The 18,917-nt window shown below is 61.4% G+C and carries 16 protein-coding genes; 10 read left to right on the forward strand and 6 right to left on the reverse strand.

Annotated elements, in window-relative coordinates; genetic code table 11:
- Nucleotides 1-87: 87 nt before the first annotated feature.
- The 7 genes from KBY02_RS14565 to KBY02_RS14595 are packed head-to-tail and all read left to right on the forward strand — an operon-like array spanning nt 88 to nt 8,212.
- Nucleotides 88-1,845, forward strand: coding sequence for a carbamoyltransferase (locus tag KBY02_RS14565; RefSeq protein ID WP_024651307.1), 1,758 nt, complete (start codon nt 88-90; stop codon nt 1,843-1,845).
- On the forward strand, nt 1,829-2,959 hold the full coding sequence (locus KBY02_RS14570) for a glycosyltransferase (RefSeq protein WP_003404662.1): 1,131 nt from the start codon (nt 1,829-1,831) through the stop codon (nt 2,957-2,959). Before KBY02_RS14565 ends, KBY02_RS14570 begins: the two co-directional genes overlap by 17 nt.
- A complete protein-coding gene (locus KBY02_RS14575; RefSeq protein WP_024651305.1) occupies nt 2,959-3,855 on the forward strand; it encodes an antimicrobial resistance protein Mig-14 in 897 nt (298 codons plus the stop codon). The genes KBY02_RS14570 and KBY02_RS14575 overlap by 1 nt, the downstream gene beginning before the upstream one ends.
- Complete coding sequence (locus KBY02_RS14580; protein ID WP_103378176.1) at nt 3,852-5,261, forward strand: PIG-L family deacetylase; 1,410 nt, start codon at nt 3,852-3,854, stop codon at nt 5,259-5,261. Before KBY02_RS14575 ends, KBY02_RS14580 begins: the two co-directional genes overlap by 4 nt.
- Nucleotides 5,262-5,291: 30 nt before the next feature.
- Entirely contained in the window at nt 5,292-6,248 is a 957-nt protein-coding gene (locus KBY02_RS14585) for a glycosyltransferase (protein WP_024643004.1), read from the forward strand.
- Nucleotides 6,249-6,279: 31 nt separating this feature from the next.
- Entirely contained in the window at nt 6,280-7,053 is a 774-nt protein-coding gene (locus KBY02_RS14590) for a glycosyltransferase family 2 protein (RefSeq protein WP_024659472.1), read from the forward strand.
- On the forward strand, nt 7,043-8,212 hold the full coding sequence (locus tag KBY02_RS14595; RefSeq protein ID WP_024659473.1) for a membrane protein: 1,170 nt from the start codon (nt 7,043-7,045) through the stop codon (nt 8,210-8,212). Before KBY02_RS14590 ends, KBY02_RS14595 begins: the two co-directional genes overlap by 11 nt.
- A 48-nt stretch (nt 8,213-8,260) precedes the next feature.
- Here the strand turns inward: KBY02_RS14595 and KBY02_RS14600 are convergent, their stop codons facing one another.
- Complete coding sequence (locus KBY02_RS14600; RefSeq protein WP_024651302.1) at nt 8,261-8,899, reverse strand: toluene tolerance protein; 639 nt, start codon at nt 8,897-8,899, stop codon at nt 8,261-8,263.
- Nucleotides 8,900-9,014: 115 nt separating this feature from the next.
- Here KBY02_RS14600 and msbA point away from each other — a divergent pair, with 115 nt between their 5' ends.
- Complete coding sequence (msbA, locus tag KBY02_RS14605) at nt 9,015-10,817, forward strand: lipid A export permease/ATP-binding protein MsbA (protein ID WP_003404683.1); 1,803 nt, start codon at nt 9,015-9,017, stop codon at nt 10,815-10,817.
- A 128-nt stretch (nt 10,818-10,945) separates the two neighbouring features.
- Nucleotides 10,946-12,370, forward strand: a complete 1,425-nt coding sequence (hldE, locus tag KBY02_RS14610) for a bifunctional D-glycero-beta-D-manno-heptose-7-phosphate kinase/D-glycero-beta-D-manno-heptose 1-phosphate adenylyltransferase HldE (RefSeq protein WP_003404685.1) — start codon at nt 10,946-10,948, stop codon at nt 12,368-12,370.
- A gap of 113 nt (nt 12,371-12,483) precedes the next feature.
- Here the strand turns inward: hldE and KBY02_RS14615 are convergent, their stop codons facing one another.
- Genes KBY02_RS14615 through KBY02_RS14630 form a run of 4 tightly spaced genes read right to left on the reverse strand, consistent with a single transcriptional unit; the run spans nt 12,484 to nt 15,845 of the window.
- The gene (locus tag KBY02_RS14615; protein ID WP_003404692.1) at nt 12,484-13,440 is read right to left on the reverse strand and encodes a hypothetical protein; all 957 of its coding nucleotides are present in this window, start codon (nt 13,438-13,440) and stop codon (nt 12,484-12,486) included.
- 36 nt (nt 13,441-13,476) lie between these two features.
- Nucleotides 13,477-14,292: an aldo/keto reductase gene (locus tag KBY02_RS14620; RefSeq protein ID WP_032657147.1), complete on the reverse strand. Its 816-nt coding sequence runs from the start codon at nt 14,290-14,292 to the stop codon at nt 13,477-13,479.
- Nucleotides 14,289-15,464, reverse strand: coding sequence for an NAD(P)/FAD-dependent oxidoreductase (locus tag KBY02_RS14625; RefSeq protein WP_003414437.1), 1,176 nt, complete (start codon nt 15,462-15,464; stop codon nt 14,289-14,291). Before KBY02_RS14625 ends, KBY02_RS14620 begins: the two co-directional genes overlap by 4 nt.
- Nucleotides 15,465-15,512: 48 nt before the next feature.
- Nucleotides 15,513-15,845, reverse strand: coding sequence for an SMR family transporter (locus tag KBY02_RS14630; protein WP_003346798.1), 333 nt, complete (start codon nt 15,843-15,845; stop codon nt 15,513-15,515).
- A 69-nt stretch (nt 15,846-15,914) separates the two neighbouring features.
- Here KBY02_RS14630 and waaA point away from each other — a divergent pair, with 69 nt between their 5' ends.
- Nucleotides 15,915-17,195 (forward strand): lipid IV(A) 3-deoxy-D-manno-octulosonic acid transferase, encoded by a 1,281-nt coding sequence (gene waaA, locus KBY02_RS14635; RefSeq protein WP_024660275.1) that lies wholly within the window; start codon nt 15,915-15,917, stop codon nt 17,193-17,195.
- A 226-nt stretch (nt 17,196-17,421) separates the two neighbouring features.
- Here waaA and KBY02_RS14640 read toward each other — a convergent pair whose 3' ends face one another.
- Nucleotides 17,422-18,861, reverse strand: coding sequence for a TolC family outer membrane protein (locus tag KBY02_RS14640; protein WP_011266478.1), 1,440 nt, complete (start codon nt 18,859-18,861; stop codon nt 17,422-17,424).
- Nucleotides 18,862-18,917: the final 56 nt, after the last annotated feature.

Genomic DNA, 18,917 nt, shown 5'->3' on the forward strand with positions numbered 1-18,917 from the left:
CCTTTAGCTGCCCTCAGCCCGCTGTGCGGGGGCACACCTTTTCCCGGGCGCCCTGCGCCTGCATGCAGACTAAAGAGGCTAGACATAGTGGCATTGACGATCCTTGGCCTGTCCGGCGCCCTTAGCCATGATCCTTCCGCAGCGCTTTACATCGACGGCAAGCTGATAGCAGCGGCCGAAGAAGAGCGCTTCGTTCGTGACAAGCACGCAAAGAACCGCATGCCCTACGAGTCGGCGAAGTTCTGTCTGGAGCAGGCAGGCATCAAGCCTTCGGACGTCGACGTGGTCGCGATTCCGTTCGCCCCGATCAGCCTGTTCGGCAAGGCCCGCTGGCATTACGCCAAGCGTTACTGGTACGCACCGGATCGCGCCCTCGATGCGCTGCTGATGGGCAATCGCCGTTACAAGCGCTACCGCAACAAGATTGTCTGGTGCCTCGAGCAACTGGGCTTCGATCCGAAAAAGATCAAGATCGAGCCGGTCGAGCATCACCTGGCCCACGCTTCCAGCGCCTACCACTGCTCCGGTTTCACCGAAAAAACGGCGATCATGGGCATCGACGGCAAGGGTGAGTACGCCACGACCTTCTTCGGCTATGGCGAAAACGGCAAGATCCACAAGATCAAGGAGTTCTTCGATCCGGACTCGCTGGGCGGCCTGTACGGCGCGATCACCGAGTTCCTCGGTTTCGAGATGCTCGACGGCGAATTCAAGGTCATGGGCATGGCGCCGTATGGCGATGCCAGCAAGTATGACTTTTCGCGTCTGGCGACCTTCGAGAAGGGCGAGCTGGTCATCAATACCGAGCTGGCCAACGTTATTGGTCTGCGTCGCTACAAAGAGAACGGCAAGGGCTTCTATTTCTCGCCGAAGCTGATCGAGTGGCTCGGCCCGAAACGCGTTGGCGACGTGGCCGACGAACCCTACATTCACTACGCCGCGAGCATGCAGGCGCTGTTCGAAAAGCTCGCGCTGCAGATGATGGATCACTACCTGGGTGACATCCTCAAGGAAACCGGCAAGATCGCTTTCGCCGGTGGCTGTGCGCTGAACGTCAAACTCAACCAGCGCATCATCGCCCGTCCTGAAGTCAAGGAACTGTTCGTGCAGCCTGCGTCCGGCGATGCCGGTACGGCGGTTGGCGCTGCGGCTTATGTTTCGCACGCCCGCGGTGTGCCGGTCGAGAAGATGGAACACGTCTACCTCGGCCCTGCTTACAGCAACGAAGATGTGATTGCGGCCTGTGCCCGTCACCCGAGCAAGCCGGTCTGGCGTCAGATCGACAACACGCCGGAGCGGATTGCCGAAATCATGGTCAAGGGCAACCCGGTTGCCTGGTTCCAGGGGCGTATGGAGTTCGGTCCGCGCGCGCTGGGCGGCCGCTCCATCATCGGTTGCCCGAGCGTCACCGGCGTGGCCGACCGCATCAACCATCAGATCAAGTTCCGCGAGCGCTGGAGGCCTTTCTGCCCGTCGATGCTCGACACCGTCGCCCCGCAGATGATCAAGATCGATCACCCGGCGCCGTTCATGACCTTCACCTTCGAAGTGGCCGAAGAGTGGAAAACCCGCGTTCCGGAAGTCGTCCATGAAGACGGCACCTCCCGTGCCCAGGTGCTCAAGCGCGAATACAACCCGCGCTATTACGACATGATGAAAGCGCTGGAAAACCTGACCGGCAATGGCGTGTCCCTGAACACCTCGCTGAACCGCCGTGGTGAGCCGATGATCTGCTCGCCGACCGATGCGCTGAACATGTTCTTCGGCTCGGACCTCGAGTACCTGATCATGGAAGACATCCTGGTGGTTAAAGAGGGCGTCGAGGCTTATGACACGCTCGGTTGAACGTCACGTACTGCAGTTCTGTCACGGCTATGACGGGCCGTTTCTGGACTGCGCACGGCAATACGCCAGCCTGTTCGCCGGCAAGGGCTATCGGGTGACGACGGTGTTTCTGACCGGTGCCGCCGATCCGGATGTCGTCGCTGACTGCGGTTCGGACGAAGTGCTGTTCATGGAATACAGCTCCAGTGCCATTCGCGGCCTGAAGCTGGGCGCCATCCGTGACCTGCGCAAGATTGCCGCGACGCGCTCGTTCAGCTTTTGCATCGCGCACCGCTTCAAGCCGGTGTACATCGCCCTGCTGGCAACGAAGCTGCCGGTGATCGGTGTGCATCATGCGTTCGGCGATTACCACCGACGCAGTCGCAAGCTGTTCGCCAACCTGTTTCGCAAGCGCCTGAGCCTGCTTGGTGTTTCCGACGCGGTTCGCGACGACATGCGCAGCAGCCTGCCCAAGTGGCCGTCCGAGCGCATTCAGACCCTGTACAACCGGATCGATGTCGAGCAACTGCAGGGCAGTCAGTTTTCCGCTGAAGATGCCCGCGCAGAGCTGGGCCTGTCGGCGTCGGCCTGGATCGTCGCCAATGTCGGTCGTCTGCATCCCGACAAGGACCAGGCCACGCTGTTGCGCGGTTTTGCCGAAGCGCTGCCCGATCTTCCCGAGAACAGCCAACTGGTGATTCTCGGCAAGGGGCGTCTGGAAGAAGATCTCAAGGCGCTGGCGCTGGAACTGGGCATCGGTCCGCAGGTGCTGTTCCTTGGGCAAGTGCCTGACGCGCGCCGCTACTTCAAGGCCTTCGACGTGTTCGCCTTGAGCTCGGACCACGAACCGTTCGGCATGGTCCTGCTGGAAGCGATGGTCGCCGGTGTGCCACTGGTTGCAACCTCATGCGGCGGCGCCAAGGAAGTGGTCGAAGACGTTGGCCTGCTGTTCCCGCTCGGTGATGTGCACAGCCTGGCACACGGCCTTGTGCACATGGCCGGTCTCGATGCCGAACAACGTCAGGATTGTGCCGAGCGCATGCTGTTGCGCTTGCGCGAACGTTTTTCCGATCACGCTGTGCGTAATGTCTTCTGGCGTCTGCCACAAGTCTCCAGCCTGACAGCGGGGGCCTGATGCTCAATCGATTCAAGGGCTGGCGCGAGCGTGGCTGGGTGCAGATCGATGCGGCTGCCTACGAGCAGGCCTGGCAGCGGTTTGGCGGCAGCGTCGCCACTCATCCGCTGGTGGTCGCGCGCCTGTCGGCCTTTTCCGGCATCGCTGTGCGTTATCTGGCCTGGGAGCAGGGCGGTGAAGTAAAGGCCGCGATTGCCACCTGGGGCCGCTCGCTGGCGCTGTCCAAGGACGAACTCAAACGCCACGGCAAGAAAGGGCTGTTCGACCTGGGGAATGCCGAGCTGATTCTGCCGGTGGCCGATGACATCGAGGTGCCGGTCCGGCATCGGGCCCGCTATGTGTCTGCGCTCAACGAAGGCCGCATCAGTACCTTCAAGCCACAGACCGAATCCCTGGCGATGGCGCGTACGCCTGAAGAACTGTCCAAGAAATTTCGTTACAACCAGCGTCGTGAGCTTCGCTTGCTGGAAGAGGCTGGCGGGACGGTAAGGCCTGTCAGCGAGTTCAGCAGCGCCGAACTGGCGAGCATGTACTGCGACCTGTTTCAGCGGCGCTGGGGCTTCGAAGCAACCGGCGCCCGGCACAAGGCCGAAGTCATCGAACTGTTGCGCGAGCTGCTGATCGGTTCGGTGGTGTTTCTCAACGATGCGCCGATTGCCATTCAACTGGTGTATCGCGTCGAAGCGCCGCAGTGGGTCAGCATCGAGTACGTCAACGGCGGTGTCGATCCCCAAACCCGTGATTTCAGTCCGGGCAGCGTGCTCAGCTTCGTCAATACCCAGTCCGCCTGGGAGAACGCCCGCGCACTGGGCAAATCGCTGCGTTTTTCCTTCGGTCGTGCCGACCGCGAGTACAAGGACCGATGGTGCAACCCCGTTCCGGTGTTCCAGATTTGAGTCGCAAGCAGCAGTTGCTCAAGCGCCATCGCCGTAACAAGCGACTGGCGTTGCTGGGTGGACTGCTCCTGCTGATCGCGGTGGGCGTGCTGGTGGCCTGGTGGCTGGCGCCGGTGCTGGCCGTGTGTGCCTGGGTCGCCCATGAGGCCTGGTTCGCCGATCATCTGTTCTATTCGCCGTCTGACGATTATCAGTACACCTTTGCTGCCGACAGCGAAGTGCCGGGCGTGCGCCTTGACGGCGGCACGTTGCTGATCGACCCCGCAGTACAACTGAACGGCGACGAAACGCTGATATTGGCACTGACGGTCAAAAGCACCTGGCTCGGGCGCTTTCTCGATCCGGTGGTCGAGCTGCAAGGTCAGGGCCTCAACGACCAGCAGGCATTCGAGCGCGGCGTCTGCGGCGTGCGTTATCTGAACCTGACCGGCCTGGGCGAGCCGTTGGCCGCAGGTGTGCTGAAACTGCGCGGGCGTTGCTGCCGCCTTGCCGGCACACCTCGTCTCTGGCTGTTTCGCCAACCGGATGCGCGAAAACAGCGTGTCATGGTCATCGCACCGCACGCCGATGATGCCGAGCTGGCCGCCTTCGGGCTGTACAGCCAGGCCGAGGAGGCGTGGATCATCACGCTGACCGCCGGTGAGATCGAGGCCGAGCATTATCGGCAGATGGGCATGGAGCGTGCCGAAGCTGCGCGTATGAAGGGCCGCTTGCGGGCCTGGGACAGTATCGCCGTGGCGCGCTGGGGCGGGGTGCCCGAGTCGCAGTGTGTGCAACTGGGCTATTTCTGCCTGCAACTGCCCGCCATGCAGGCCGCGCCGGACACGCCGATTGGTTCGCGCGAGGCGGATCTGACCGATACCCGCCTGTTCCGTCAGTTCAATACCCTGCCATTGCCCGGCGACAACGGCCAGCCGACCTGGAATAACCTGCTCGCCGACCTGCGCGCGCTGATTCTCAAGGCCCGGCCGCAGGTTGTGGTGATGCCGCATCCTGCCATCGACCCTCATCCCGATCACATCTGCGCCCAGGCTGCGGTGCGTGAAGCGCTGCTCGGGCTCGAATGGCAGCCGGAGGTAGTGCTCGGTTATGCCAATCACCTGCACGACAACGACCGCTGGCCGATGGGCGATGCCTACAGCGGCATCAGCCTGCCGCCGGTCTTTGATGCCACGCTGCCGCTGGTGCCGTACAGCCTTCAATTGTCGGTCGCCGCGCAACGCGACAAGGCCATGGCACTGGGCATGATGCATGACCTGCTGCCACGCATGCCGTTCAAGCGTCGTGTGCGCCGTGCGCTGCAGCGCGTTCTGGCCGGTCGTCACTGGCCAGCCGAGGGCGAAAACGAATTCTTCCGCAAGGCGGTGCGACGACACGAGTTGTTCTGGTGCAGCCGTGATCTCTGATTCAGCAGGCGCAGTACTGCAAGGAAAACCATGAAAGTTCTACTGCTGGTCCAGAAAGAGCAGCGTGCGATTCTGGACCGTCTCTATGACGGCATCGCCGCACATTGTGAATGCGAAGTGCGCTGGCTGAGCTCTGCGGAGCAACGCAACCTGCGTGGTTATTTCCGCCGCGAGGTGGACGTCAGCCGCTATGACCGGATCGTGTTTTTCCTGCGTTTCAAGCAGGAAGTGCGTCAGGTCGGGTTTATCCGCACGATTCCCAATCTGGTCATCCTCGAACACGATGCCTACCAGAACTACATTCCGTGCAAATACACCGGCAAGTTCAGCGCGCACTACCGCAAGCTGCCCTGGGCGCGGGTGATCTGTTCAGGGTTCATGGTCAGCGAGCGCCTGCGCCAGGAAGGCTTCGACGCGGTGTTCGTGCCCAAGGGCTATGACCAGAGCCTGCTGCAGTTGCAGGCACGCGAGCGTGACATCGAACTGGCCTTTGTGGGCAGCACCAACAGCGTCGCCTACAGCGGTCGCAAGGCGTTGCTGGACGAGTTGGGCCAGGTCGAGAACCTGCTCGTCACACGGACCAAGTCCGGCGAAGAGTATTGCGACACCCTGAACCGCATCCGTTTTTTCGTCAGTGCCGACGTGGGCATGGGCGAATACATGATCAAGAATTTCGAGGCCATGGCATGCGGCTGCGTGCTGCTTGCCTTCGATCAGGGCGCTGAAGAAAACCGCGCGCTGGGCTTTGTCGACATGCACAACATCGTGCTCTATCGCGACATTCCCGAACTTCGCGAAAAGCTGGCGAAATTGCGCGATAACGTCACACTGGCCAGTGAAATATCCTGTAATGGGCAGACTTTGGTCGAGGAACGCTTTACATTCCATGCCCTTGGAAAAGCCATCGTGGACGCCATGCATGCGCCACTGCGCAGCATGCCGGCGGCGAGCTGGATCGATCGCCTGCGGTCACGATTGGGATGGTAAGGAATTATGAATATTCAATGATTGGGAACGAATGATGGTATTCAGCGAAAACAGCGACATTACGCTGGTCGTCACCAGTTGTGGTCGATTCGACCTGTTGAAGCGCACCCTGGAAACGTTCGACCATTTCAACACTGCGCCCATACGCCATGTGCTGATTACCGAAGACTCCGGCGATGACCGGGTTCAGGCATGCATTCCCGAACACTGGCACCCGCATACGCGCTTCATCATCAACAACCCCAAGCTGGGGCAGATGCGCTCTGTCGACGCGGCCTATTCGCTGATCGAAACGTCTTGGGTGTTCCATTGCGAAGATGACTGGGATTTCTACCGTCCGCACTTCATCGAAGAGTCGATGACGCTGCTGGAACACGACCCTCAGGCCTTGCAAGTCTGGTTGCGCAGCTACAATCATGATCTGCGTATCCACAGCCCTTACGTTTACCTGAACGAGCGTGAAGTGGTTGAAGGCATCGCGTTTTACAAGTTGGGCTCGCACAAACCGGAATGGCAGGGGTTTTCCTTCAATCCTGGGCTGCGCCGCCTGGCTGATTACCAGCAGCATGCGCCTTATGCCGGGCACGGTGGCGAGAAGAAACTTTCACAATTATTCGCTGCACAAAACCGTTACGCTTTGATTCTGGAAAATGATGCCGTGTTGCACACCGGGTTTGGTGAGCACGTGGAGGTGCCGCAGGAGCGGCTTGACAAACAGCGTCGCAAACGTCGGGATCGCATCAAGCTGATCGTCGCTGTGCTCGCTGGCCTAGTAGCAGGTTGGTTGCTTAATAATGTCAGTTGACCCGATAAGAGTACCCGGCAGCAAAGTACAGCAGTACTTCACCGCTGCCATCGTCATCTTCCTGCTGAGTTTCATCCTCAACCCATCAGCCAAGATCACCAACAATCTGTTTTATGCATTCACGGCGCTGCCGGGCTTGTTCTTTCTGATCAAGTACCGAGCCGCTGGCGTGTTTGCCAAGCCACTGGGCATTGCCTGGGCGGTGTTCATGGCCTGCTTTCTGGTCCCCGCGCTGCAGGCGCAGGAGTTCCAGTATTACAAGCACATCATCTACGTCAGCCTGTTTGTCTTTGTCGTGGCCGGGATTACCGACAACGGCTTCTTCAGGCGCGGGGTCTTCGTGCGCAGCATGTTCTGGGCCATATGCCTGTACATCCTGCTCAGCAGCATTCACAGCTGGGTGACCGGGCAGTTCGAATTCGGCCAGCGTGTGGCGATTCTGCCGGGGCGAATGGAGAACGTGATCTACGCCAGTGCCTGGCTGGTCTGCAGCCTTGCGTTGGCCATGCCGCTGTGGGCAAGAGAGCGTCGCTGGGTTGAGGCTGTCTGCGCCGTTCTTGTCACCCTGGTGATAAGCGCCTTCGTAGTGCAGACGCGTACTGCACTGGTGGGTTGCGCCGTTCTGTTTGCCGTCTGCACCGCCTATTCGCTGTACCGTTTCCCTCTGCGTACGATAGTGGCTTTGTTGGCGCTTGGCGTTGTGGCGGCAGCAGCCTTCTGGTTCGTCAAGGATGAACAGTGGGTCGCGCTGCTGACGGCCAGGGGTGATTCCTACCGCATCGAGCTGTTTGATATCATGACCGGTGAATGGCGTCGCTGTGGCTGGATGCTCGGCTGCGGTGTCGATTTCTATACGACCCAGACCCTGACGGGCGGCATACCGATCCAGCACCCGCACAATATTTTCGTGTCGCTGGGGCTGTACACCGGCGCGGCTTCGCTGGTGATGTTTCTGGTCGTGATGGCGATGACGCTGTGGGACGCCTTGCGCAACGGCGATGCCTGGGGTCTTTACCTGGTGTGCGCGCTGGTCATGCTTAACTTCGACGGTGGCCAGCTGGTCGGCAATCCCGACGAGCTCTGGGTGCTGGTGCTGTTACCGGCGACCATGGTGCTCGGGCGAGTGGTGCAGACGCATCGGCTCAGGCAGCAGCAATAGCATCAAAAAAATGGCCGCTTCGACAGCGGCCATTTTTCATGGGGCAGGCTATTGAACAGCCTGGGCCAGTTCAGAGGTGTCGCATAGGGTCTGAGCACTCATGTAGCCATCGAGGAAGGCCGGGTTGCCGTTGTCCAGCAGCCATTGGCGGTCTTCCTGATAGCGCAGCATGTGCTTGAAATTGCGCAAGCGGAGGCTTTTGCGCAAGGCGCGGCGATAGGTTTTCATGTCGGCGATGTCAATCAGGCCGAGGCTGCCTTCCGGCGTGAGGATCACGTTGCCAAGATGGGCCGAGCGAAAGTAGATGCCCTTTTCGTGCAACCCGGCAATGAAGCTTCCCAGTTGCATGCGCAGCTTGTCGTCGGCAACCGCGCTGCCCAGCAGCTGGCGCAGGGTGAAGCCTGCCAGCGGATCATAATGCACGGCATCGCGCTCGATCTCGGCGATGCGGCAGACTGTGCGTACCCGCGGGCAGGGAATACCGCGTCTGGCCAGCGTTTCACAGTTGTCTGCGAAGCGCTGCGCGTAGGGGTACCAGGCTGCGGAGCTGACAAGGCGTTTGCGCCGAAACAATTTCAGCATGGAGCCGTCACGCAGACGGAGTACCTTGTCGCCCGTGCCGTCGGCTTCAAGTACTTCGGCACCTTGAACCCGTTCAAGGTAATGGGCGTGGTCAAGCGCTTGCATCGATACTCCGGTTTTTACGCCCCAGGGAATGGGCGAGCCGCCTATGTTACCGCAGCAGGCAGCCGCGAAAACCGCTGTGATACAATTCGGCCTCTTTTTAACACGACGGATTCTCATGACAACCTCCGAATCGTCCGCAACCTCCAGCGTGAAAATCTATTTCCGCCTGTTGTCTTATGTGCGTCCGTATGTGGGCATTTTCCTGCTCAGCATCATTGGTTTCGTGATCTTCGCCTCGACCCAGCCGATGCTCGCCGGCATCCTGAAATATTTCGTCGACGGCCTGACCAATCCCGAAGCGGTGCTGTTTCCCAATGTCCCTTATCTGCGCGAGTTGCAGCTATTGCAGGCCGTGCCGCTGCTGATCGTGCTGATTGCCGCATGGCAGGGGCTGGGCTCCTTTCTGGGCAACTATTTCCTGGCCAAGGTTTCCCTGGGGCTGGTGCATGACCTGCGGGTAGAGCTGTTCAACAAGCTGCTGGTGTTGCCCAATCGCTACTTCGATACAACCAATTCCGGTCATCTGATCTCGCGCATCACCTTCAACGTCACGATGGTGACCGGCGCTGCCACCGATGCTATCAAGGTGGTGATTCGCGAAGGCCTGACCGTGGTGTTCCTGTTCATCTATCTGCTGATGATGAACTGGAAGCTGACACTGGTCATGCTCGCGATCCTGCCGTTGATTGCCGTGATGGTCGGCACCGCGAGCAAGAAATTCCGCAAGCAGAGCAAGAAGATCCAGGTGGCGATGGGCGATGTCACGCATGTTGCCTCGGAAACCATTCAGGGCTATCGCGTAGTCCGCAGCTTCGGTGGCGAGGCCTACGAGCAGGCGCGCTTTGCCCAGGCCAGCAACAGCAACACCCAAAAGCAGCTGCGCATGACCAAGACCGGCGCCATCTATACGCCGATGCTGCAACTGGTGATCTACAGCGCCATGGCGGTGCTGATGTTCCTGGTGCTGTTCCTGCGTGGCGAGGCAACAGCGGGTGATCTGGTTGCCTATATCACCGCTGCGGGCCTGCTGCCCAAGCCGATTCGGCAGCTGTCGGAAGTCAGTTCGACGATCCAGAAAGGCGTCGCCGGTGCCGAGAGCATCTTCGAACAGCTGGATGTGGAAGAGGAAGTCGACACCGGCACCATCGAGCGTGAGCGCGTGACCGGCCACCTCGAGGTGAAGAACCTCAGCTTCTTCTACCCGCAGACTGCGCGTCAGGTGTTGAACGACATCAGTTTCTCCGCCGCGCCGGGGCAGATGATTGCCCTGGTAGGACGCTCCGGCAGCGGCAAGTCGACCCTGGCCAACCTGATCCCGCGTTTCTACGGGCACGACATCGGCAACATCCTGCTCGATGGCGTCGAGATCAACGATTATCGCTTGCGTAACCTGCGCAGGCACATCGCTCAGGTCAATCAGAACGTCACGCTGTTCAATGACACGATTGCCAACAACATTGCCTACGGCGATCTGGCCGGTGCGCCGCGTGCCGACATCGAAGCGGCTGCCGCTGATGCGTACGCCAAGGAATTCATCGACCAGTTGCCGCAGGGTTTCGACACCCAGGTGGGCGAAAACGGTGTGCTGCTGTCCGGCGGTCAACGCCAGCGTCTGGCAATTGCCCGCGCGCTGCTCAAGAACGCCCCGTTGCTGATTCTCGACGAAGCCACCTCGGCGCTGGACACCGAGTCCGAGCGGCACATCCAGGCGGCGCTGGATCACGTCATGAAGGGCCGTACCACGCTGGTCATCGCCCACCGCCTTTCGACCATCGAAAAGGCCGACCTGATTCTGGTCATGGACGCCGGGCAAATCGTCGAACGCGGTACGCACACCGAGCTGCTGGCGCAGAACGGCTATTACGCCCGCCTGCATGCCATGGGGCTGGACGAGCCGGCTCCGGTCGGCGCGGTCTAAACTGACTTTCACCGGGCGGACCCAGGCGGTCCGCCTGCCTTTTGAGTGGCGTGATTCAACAGCCTGTCGGTTGCAAACCCCTGTGCTAAGATTCCGCCCCTGTCCATTTTTCAAGTACGGGTTGTTCCATGAAGCTATCCATGCCGCGCTTTGATCAGGCCCCTGTCCTGGTGGTGGGCGATGTCATGCTCGACAGATACTGGCATGGTGGTACCTCGCGTATTTCCCCTGAAGCGCCAGTGCCTGTGGTCAAGGTCGATCAGATCGAGGACCGTCCGGGTGGCGCTGCCAACGTGGCCTTGAACATCGCTGCGCTGGGCGCACCGGCTTCGCTGGTCGGTGTGACGGGGGATGACGAAGCTGCCGAGAGTCTGACCAACAGCCTCAAGGCTGCTGGTGTACTGGCGCGCTTTCAGCGCATCGCCGATCAGCCGACCATCGTCAAACTGCGTGTCATGAGTCGCCACCAGCAACTGTTGCGCATCGATTTCGAAGAACCGTTCAGGACCGACCCGCTGGCCCTGAGCGCAGAGGTCTATAGCTTGCTGGATGGCATCAAGGTGCTGGTCCTGTCGGATTACGGCAAGGGCGCACTGAAAAACCATCAGGCGCTGATCCAGGCCGCCCGCAAGCGCGGCATTCCGGTGCTGGCCGACCCCAAGGGCAAGGATTTCGCGATTTATCGCGGTGCCAGCCTGATCACACCGAACCTCAGCGAATTCGAAGCCATCGTCGGTCATTGTGTCGATGAGGCGCAACTGGTCACCAAGGGGGCGCAGTTGATGCAGGAGCTCGATCTCGGCGCGCTGCTGGTGACCCGTGGCGAACATGGCATGACCTTGCTGCGTCCTGATCAGCAGGCGCTGCACCTGCCGGCCCGTGCCCGCGAAGTGTTCGATGTGACCGGCGCTGGCGATACAGTGATTTCTACCCTGGCTGCGGCGATCGCTGCCGGTGAGGAACTGCCGCATGCGGTAGCGCTGGCCAATCTGGCCGCGGGCATCGTGGTCGGCAAGCTGGGCACCGCGGCCATCAGCGCCCCCGAGCTGCGCCGTGCCATTCAGCGCGAAGAGGGCTCCGAGCGCGGCGTGCTGGGGCTGGAGCAACTGCTGCTGGCGGTCGACGATGCGCGCGCGCACAAGGAAAGGATCGTTTTCACCAACGGCTGTTTCGACATTCTCCACGCCGGTCATGTGACCTATCTGGAGCAGGCGCGCGCCCTGGGCGATCGCCTGATCGTTGCCGTCAACGACGATGCGTCCGTCAGCCGCCTGAAAGGGCCGGGCCGACCGATCAACAGCGTTGAGCGGCGCATGGCGGTGCTGGCAGGTCTGGGAGCCGTGGACTGGGTCATCAGCTTCCCGGAAGGAACCCCGGAAAACCTGCTGACCCACGTCAAGCCCGACGTGCTGGTCAAGGGCGGTGATTATGGTGTCGATCAGGTGGTCGGTGCCGATATCGTTCAGGCGTACGGCGGCGAAGTGCGTGTGCTGGGGCTGGTGGAAAACAGCTCCACCACCGCGATCGTCGAAAAGATTCGAGGGCAGGGGTAGGGGTAGGGGTAGGGGTTAGCTGCAAGCTACAAGCTGCAAGCCAAAGCAGATCAAATCAAAAGGCTTGAGGCTTGAGGCTTGAGGCTTGAGGCTTGAGGCTTGAGGCTTGAGGCTTACAGCTTGCCACTGATGGAGTGCAACAGCTCCCGGGCCTTGCCGGTCAGGCGTTTGAGCCCTGACTTCTTCGCCGGTGGGGCCATGCCCTGCTGACGCAGCCAGTCCTTCCAGCGAATCCGCTCTTCACGCACCACCCAGCCATCCTGCGCGGCGAAACTCTCGGCCAGGTACAGCCCTCTCGTGCCGGCCGGGATCAGCTTGTCGCGCTTGAGCGTGTACAGCTCAGGCAGGGGCGCGCCATTCTCCAGCGGCATCAGATACAGGTCAGGCTTGCTGCGGTTGAGGCGGGCGACCAGTTGATCGTTTTCCAGGGCTTCGTCGACATGGAAAAGGCTGACCGGTCGCGCTTCCTTGGGGATTTCCAGGCGCATGTCGTAAATCAGCTGCAAGGACGCCGTGGGCAAATGCACATAGGCCCGTGGACGCTCCAGCAGGGTCAGGCTGCCGGTTCGCACCGGTCTCGCGGCGCCGGAGAGGGGGCTGAGGCGAAACGGCATGGCCTCGCGATAATGCAGCGCGGCAGCATAGGGCGCAGGCAGCCAGGTCTCCTTGAACAGCCCGCTCAGCCAGCCCTGCGGTGTTTCGATCAGGCACTCTTCGGCCACTTCCTGAATCGCGGTGTGCAGCGGCAGTGTCAGCTCATGGGCCGGGACATAACCCGAGATCAGCTTGAGTACGACGTCGCCGCGGTCCTGACGACGCTGGCGGACCAGCACCCAGTAATCGCGATTCTGCCAACTGACGGTCAGGCGAACGGACACCCCCAGATTGGCCAGCTCGGTGGCGAAACGTTCGGTGTCCGGCACGTCGATCTTGCGCCGCCGCTGCAAGGTTTGCGCGAAGTTCATCGGCATGCCGACGCTCTGGTAGCTCAGGCTTTCCGGAGTGGCCTCGACAAACAGCGGCAGGGTCTTGAAGTTGCTGGGATTCTTCCGGATCAGTGTTCGCGGCATAACGGCTCCTTCTTGCGTTGGGGTCGGCCGCCTTAATCAGGCTTGACGGCAAATCACGGCTGCGGCAGTTGCAACGTTGTGTGCCAGGTGCAACGGGTTGATGGTGCCGACAATAGCACTGGCAACCGCCGGATGTTCAAACAGTAGCTGGAAACTGGCGTGGACCGGGTCCGTGCCGGGTGTCAGGCAGACATGACCACTGGCCAGCGCTTTCTTCACCAGAATGCCCTTGCCATGAGCCTGCGCGTAATCCAGTACCGGCTTTTCGTCCTGCTCGTTGAGGTTGTAGGTGACCATTGCGCAGTCACCCTCACGCAGCGCCAGCAGGCCGCCTTCGACGGTCTTGCCGGAAAAGCCGAAGCCACGAATCTTGCCTTCGCGTTTGAGGTCGGCGAGCGTCTGGTACACCTCGGCATCGTTGAGGATCGCCAGATCATTGCCGTCCGAATGCACCAGAACCAGATCGAGAAAGTCAGTTTCAAGACGTTTCAGGCTGCGCTCGACCGATGTGCGTGTATGGGTGGCGCTGAAGTCATGGCTCGACTGGCCGTTGACGAATTCCTCGCCAACCTTGCTGACGATCACCCAGTCCTGGCGCTGACCGCGCAGCAGCGGCCCCAGGCGCTCTTCGCTGGTGCCGTAGGCGGGCGCCGTGTCGATCAGGTTGATGCCCATGTCGCGGGCCATGCGCAGCAGCATCTGCGCCTGCTGGTCATCGGGAATCTTGAAGCCGCTGGGGTATTTGACGCCCTGGTCGCGCCCCAGTTTGACGGTGCCCAGCCCCAGCGGTGATACGTTCAGGCCGGTACTGCCCAGCGGGCGATGCAGATCGTGCAGGGTTTTCAGGCTCATGGCAGCAGTTCATCCCAGACAGGTATGGCCATCGGCGGCCGTGGCACATCGCTCAGCGCAGCTTGCGGGGTCGGGTGGATGCCGTCTCTGGACAGCTGCGACAGGACCCGGTCGGCGAAGTCCGGTGCCAGCGCCAGCTTGGTCGGCCAGCCGATCATCAGGCGTTGCTGGCTGTCGAGGAAGGCGTTGTCCGGGCGCACCAGTCCTGATTGAGCCGGCTCGGCACGATCAACACGCAGGGTCGCCCACTGCGCCTGACTCAGGTCGACCCAAGGCAGCAGCGCTTCAAGCTCTTTGCGGGCGACGGCGATCTGCGCGTCGGGTTGGCGCGCCACGCCATCGGCTTCGGCCAGATCGCCACCCAGATACCACACCCACTGGCCATCCGCGGCCGGGTGCGTGGTCACGGTGATGCGTGGCTTGGGCCCGCCACCCAGGCAATGAGCGTACAGCGGCTTCAAGGTCGGCCCCTTGACCAGCACCATGTGCAACGGGCGGCGTTGCATCTGCGGTTGCGACACGCCCAGTGCGTTCAGCAGGTCAGCATTGCCGCCGCCGGCACTGAGCACGATGCGCTGCGCATGGATATCGCGGCCATCGACGCGCAGACCGATCAGTTCATCGCCCTCGAAGAGCGGCTCGATGTGCTGACCGGCCAGCAGGCTGTCACCGGCCAGCTCGGCAAGCCGCCCGATCAGGCTGGGGACATCGACCACCAGCTCGGCAAGCCGATAGACCTTGCCTTTGAATTTGGGGTTTTGCAGGGCCGGCGGCAGTTGCTCGCCCTTGACCTGATCCACACGACCGCGCACGGCCTTGCTGGCGAAAAAACTGGTGAGGTTGCCGGCGATGGTTCCTGGTGACCACAGATAATGGGCCTCGGACAGCAGACGTACACCGGACAGGTCTAGCTCGCCCTTGCCATCGAGGGCTTCACGCCAGCGGCGCGGCATGTCGGCAATGGCTTCGGAGGCACCGGACAGCGCGCCGTGCAGCGCGTACTTGGCGCCGCCGTGGATGATCCCCTGAGACTTGAGGCTTTGCCCGCCACCCAGGCTGGCGCTTTCTACCAGCACTGTCGAGAACCCTTGACGACGCAACCGGGCATTGAGCCAGAGACCGGCGACGCCAGCCCCGACAATCAGCACGTCAGTGGAAATAACCGATGGCATGAGCACCTCAGTGAGCGAAAAGTACCAGCATTATAAAGGATCGGGTTTTCAATGCCCGGCGGTTTTCGAGAACAGCTGAATGACCGCCACGCCCGCCACGATCATGCCCATGCCCAACAACGCGGGCAGGTCGAGTTTCTGGCCGTAGATGAAGAACGCCGCGATGCTGACCATGACAATGCCCATGCCCGACCAGATGGCGTAAGTGATGCCCACCGGGATCGTGCGCATCACCAGAATCAGCATCCAGAACGCGATCGCATAGCCGGTAATCAACAGCACCAGGGGCAGCGGGGTGCTGAACCCCTTCACGGCTTTCATGGACGTGGTGGCGATGACTTCCGCGCAAACGGCGATAGCCAACAGGTAATAAGCGTTCATGGTGCATTCCTTTTCGTCAGGCTGCGCATTCTAGCGACTTGTGATGGCGGGCTGATAAACTCCGCGCCCATGAATAGAACTCTTTATACCGTACTGTTTCATCTCGGCCTGCCACTGGTTGCCCTGCGCCTTTGGTTGCGTGCGCGCAAGGCCCCTGCGTATCGCCAGCGCATTGGCGAGCGCTTTGCCCGCGGCTTGCCGGTCATGCAGCGGGGCGGTATCTGGGTGCATGCGGTGTCGGTGGGTGAAAGCATCGCCGCCGCGCCGATGATTCGCTCGCTGCTGGTGCAATATCCGCAGTTGCCGATCACTGTGACTTGCATGACGCCCACAGGTTCGGAGCGAATCAAGGCGCTGTTCGCCAGCGAGCCGCGGATTCAGCATTGCTACCTGCCCTACGACCTGCCGTGGGCGGCCGCTCGCTTTCTCGATCAGGTGCAGCCACGGCTGGGCATCATCATGGAAACCGAACTGTGGCCCAACCACATCCATCAGTGTTTCCTGCGCGGGATTCCCGTGGTGCTCGCCAATGCCCGGCTTTCGGAGCGTTCGGCGCGGGGTTACGCGCGTTTTGCCGGGCTGACGCGACCGATGCTCGCGGAAATGGCCTGGTTCGCAGTGCAGACTGAGGCTGAGGCGCAGCGCTTTCGTGATCTGGGCGCACGTCCCGAGTGCGTGGCGGTGACCGGCTCGATCAAGTTCGACCTGAGTATCGACCCGCAACTTCTGCAGCGTGCCGCCCAGCAGCGTGAACAATGGCAGACCACGCAGCGGCCGGTCTGGATCGCGGCCAGCACGCATGCGGGCGAGGATGAAAGCGTGCTGGCGGCTCATCGCACGTTACTGACCAGTCACCCCGATGCGCTGCTGATTCTGGTGCCGCGTCATCCCGAGCGTTTCGACAGCGTGCATACGTTGTGTCAGCAGCAGGGTTTTGCGACGGTAAGACGCTCAACCGCGCAGGCTGTCACAGCGGATGTTTCGGTGCTGGTGGGCGATACCATGGGGGAATTGCTGTTTCTCTATGCGCTGGCTGACATCGCTTTCGTTGGCGGCAGCCTGGTGCCCAACGGCGGGCACAACCTGCTGGAGCCTGCGGCGCTGGCCATGCCGGTGCTCAGCGGCCCGCACCTGTTCAACTTCCTCGAGATCGCCGCCCTGCTGCGCAAGGCCGGTGCGTTGCAAGAGGTCAATGATGCAGCAGCGCTGGCCACCGCCGTGCAGGGCCTTTTCGACCAGCCGCAGCAGGCGCGCAACATGGCTGATGCCGGGCTTGCGGTGATGAAGGCCAATCAGGGCGCGCTGCAACGCCTGCTCGACGGGATCGGGCGGTTGATGGGCAGGCGCTGAATCGGGAGGACGCAGAGCGTCCGGAACGGCATACCCACGCGGAGCATGGGCACGATAGTGTTCTTCCAGACACCTTGCTTTTTTCACGCTCTTCACGCTCGCCCAGACGCCTATCGTTCCTCACGCTCCAGCGTGGGAATGCCTTGGGTGACGCTCCGCGTCACAAATCTGCGTCGCGCTGCATGACTTGAAGTCGGGCGCAGAGCATCCGGGGCGGCCAGCCATCTCAGCGCTTTGCAGGTCGCTCGAAGTTCTTCTGCGCAGCAGTCGCCAGGTCCGGCGGCAGGAAGTCCTTGTCCGGGTTGTAGTCGGCCTTCAGGTAGCGCGACAGGTCCTGCAGGTCGCCCGGGTTCAGAGTGCCTGCTGCCTGCTTGAGGCGCAGGTTGTCGAGGATGTAGTCGTAACGCGTGTTGTTGTAGTCACGCACCGAGGCATACAGCTGGCGTTGCGCATCCAGCACGTCGACGATGTTGCGGGTGCCGACCTGATAACCGATTTCTGTGGCTTCCAGCGCGCTCTGGTTGGAAATGATCGACTGCTTGCGGGCCTGGACCTGCTCCACGTCGGTATTCACCGCGCGATGCAGGTTGCGGGTGTTTTCCACCACCTGACGACGCAGGCTTTCACGCCGCTGCTCGCTCTGGCTCAGGCGCGCATAGGCTTCGCGTACCTGCGAGCTGGTCAGGCCGCCGCTGTAGATCGGGATGTTCAACTGCACGCCAATGCTGCGCTGCTCGACGTCGCCGCCGTAATTGCGACCGGTGTAGTTGGGGTTGCTGAAACCCAGTGCATCGTTATCGCCACGCTGATAGGTCGCCACGGCATCGAGCGTCGGCGCGTGTCCGGCCTTGCGCTGGCGCAGGGTTTCTTCGGCGGCATTGACCGCGTAGTTGCTGGCCAGCAGGTTGAGGTTCTGCTGCGCGGCAGTATCGACCCAGGCCTTGGCATCGTTGGGCGTCGGCGCCAGCACCGGCAGGGTATGCACGATGCCTTCGATCGAGTTGTATTCGCGGTTGGTCAGCGTCACCAGCGCCTGAAAGGCATCCTCGACCTGACGTTGGGCAATGAGTCGGCTGGCGCGTGACGTGTCATAGCTGGCCTGCGCCTGCAGCACATCGGTCTTGTCCGACAGGCCGACATCGAAGCGCTCGTTGGCCTGATCCAGCTGGCGCTTGAAGGCCGCTTCCTCGGCCTTGGTCGAAGCCAGGTTGTCCTGTGCACGCAGTACGCTGAAATAGCTCTGTGCCGATTGCAGGATCAGATTCTGCTCGGTAGCCGACAGCTCCAGTGCCGCCTGTTCGTTGCTCGCTTCGGCAGCCTGCAACTGGAACCAGCGGTCGGCGCGGAAGATCGGCTGGCTCAGCGTGGCCTGGTAGAGGTTGCCGCTGCGGCTGGCCACGGCTCTGGGCTGATCGATGCTGGTGCGGGTGCTGCTGTTCTGGGCGCTGCCGGAAATGTTCGGCAGCAAACCGGCGCGGGCCTGCGGCACGGCTTCCTTGCGCGCATCGTAATCGGCGCGCGAGGCCGCGAGGTCGGCGTTGTTGTCCACGGCCTGCTGATAAACGCTCAACAGCCCTGTCTGCGTTGGCATCGGCAATTCGGCTGCCCAGGTCAACCCGCTGGACGCAAACGAAACAGCCACGACCAACGAAAGTTTGCGCAACATGAGGCATTCCCTGTTCATGAAGAAAATAATTACAGTTCGGGTTGAAGAGAAACCGG

It is taken from the genome of Pseudomonas sp. P129 (genome assembly GCF_020312195.1).
GTDB lineage: Bacteria > Pseudomonadota > Gammaproteobacteria > Pseudomonadales > Pseudomonadaceae > Aquipseudomonas > Aquipseudomonas fragariae.

Excerpts from the sequence above, each read along its gene's own strand:
- KBY02_RS14600 (WP_024651302.1), bottom strand. The coding sequence starts at position 8,899 with ATGCAAGCGCTTGACCACGCCCATTACCTTGAACGGGTTCAAGGTGCC.
- KBY02_RS14615 (WP_003404692.1), bottom strand. The coding sequence starts at position 13,440 with ATGCCGCGAACACTGATCCGGAAGAATCCCAGCAACTTCAAGACCCTG.
- KBY02_RS14625 (WP_003414437.1), bottom strand. The coding sequence starts at position 15,464 with ATGCCATCGGTTATTTCCACTGACGTGCTGATTGTCGGGGCTGGCGTC.
- KBY02_RS14570 (WP_003404662.1), top strand. The coding sequence starts at position 1,829 with ATGACACGCTCGGTTGAACGTCACGTACTGCAGTTCTGTCACGGCTAT.
- KBY02_RS14590 (WP_024659472.1), top strand. The coding sequence starts at position 6,280 with ATGATGGTATTCAGCGAAAACAGCGACATTACGCTGGTCGTCACCAGT.
- hldE (WP_003404685.1), top strand. The coding sequence starts at position 10,946 with ATGAAGCTATCCATGCCGCGCTTTGATCAGGCCCCTGTCCTGGTGGTG.
- KBY02_RS14585 (WP_024643004.1), top strand. The coding sequence starts at position 5,292 with ATGAAAGTTCTACTGCTGGTCCAGAAAGAGCAGCGTGCGATTCTGGAC.
- KBY02_RS14620 (WP_032657147.1), bottom strand. The coding sequence starts at position 14,292 with ATGAGCCTGAAAACCCTGCACGATCTGCATCGCCCGCTGGGCAGTACC.
- waaA (WP_024660275.1), top strand. The coding sequence starts at position 15,915 with ATGAATAGAACTCTTTATACCGTACTGTTTCATCTCGGCCTGCCACTG.
- KBY02_RS14595 (WP_024659473.1), top strand. The coding sequence starts at position 7,043 with ATGTCAGTTGACCCGATAAGAGTACCCGGCAGCAAAGTACAGCAGTAC.
- msbA (WP_003404683.1), top strand. The coding sequence starts at position 9,015 with ATGACAACCTCCGAATCGTCCGCAACCTCCAGCGTGAAAATCTATTTC.
- KBY02_RS14575 (WP_024651305.1), top strand. The coding sequence starts at position 2,959 with ATGCTCAATCGATTCAAGGGCTGGCGCGAGCGTGGCTGGGTGCAGATC.
- KBY02_RS14640 (WP_011266478.1), bottom strand. The coding sequence starts at position 18,861 with ATGTTGCGCAAACTTTCGTTGGTCGTGGCTGTTTCGTTTGCGTCCAGC.
- KBY02_RS14630 (WP_003346798.1), bottom strand. The coding sequence starts at position 15,845 with ATGAACGCTTATTACCTGTTGGCTATCGCCGTTTGCGCGGAAGTCATC.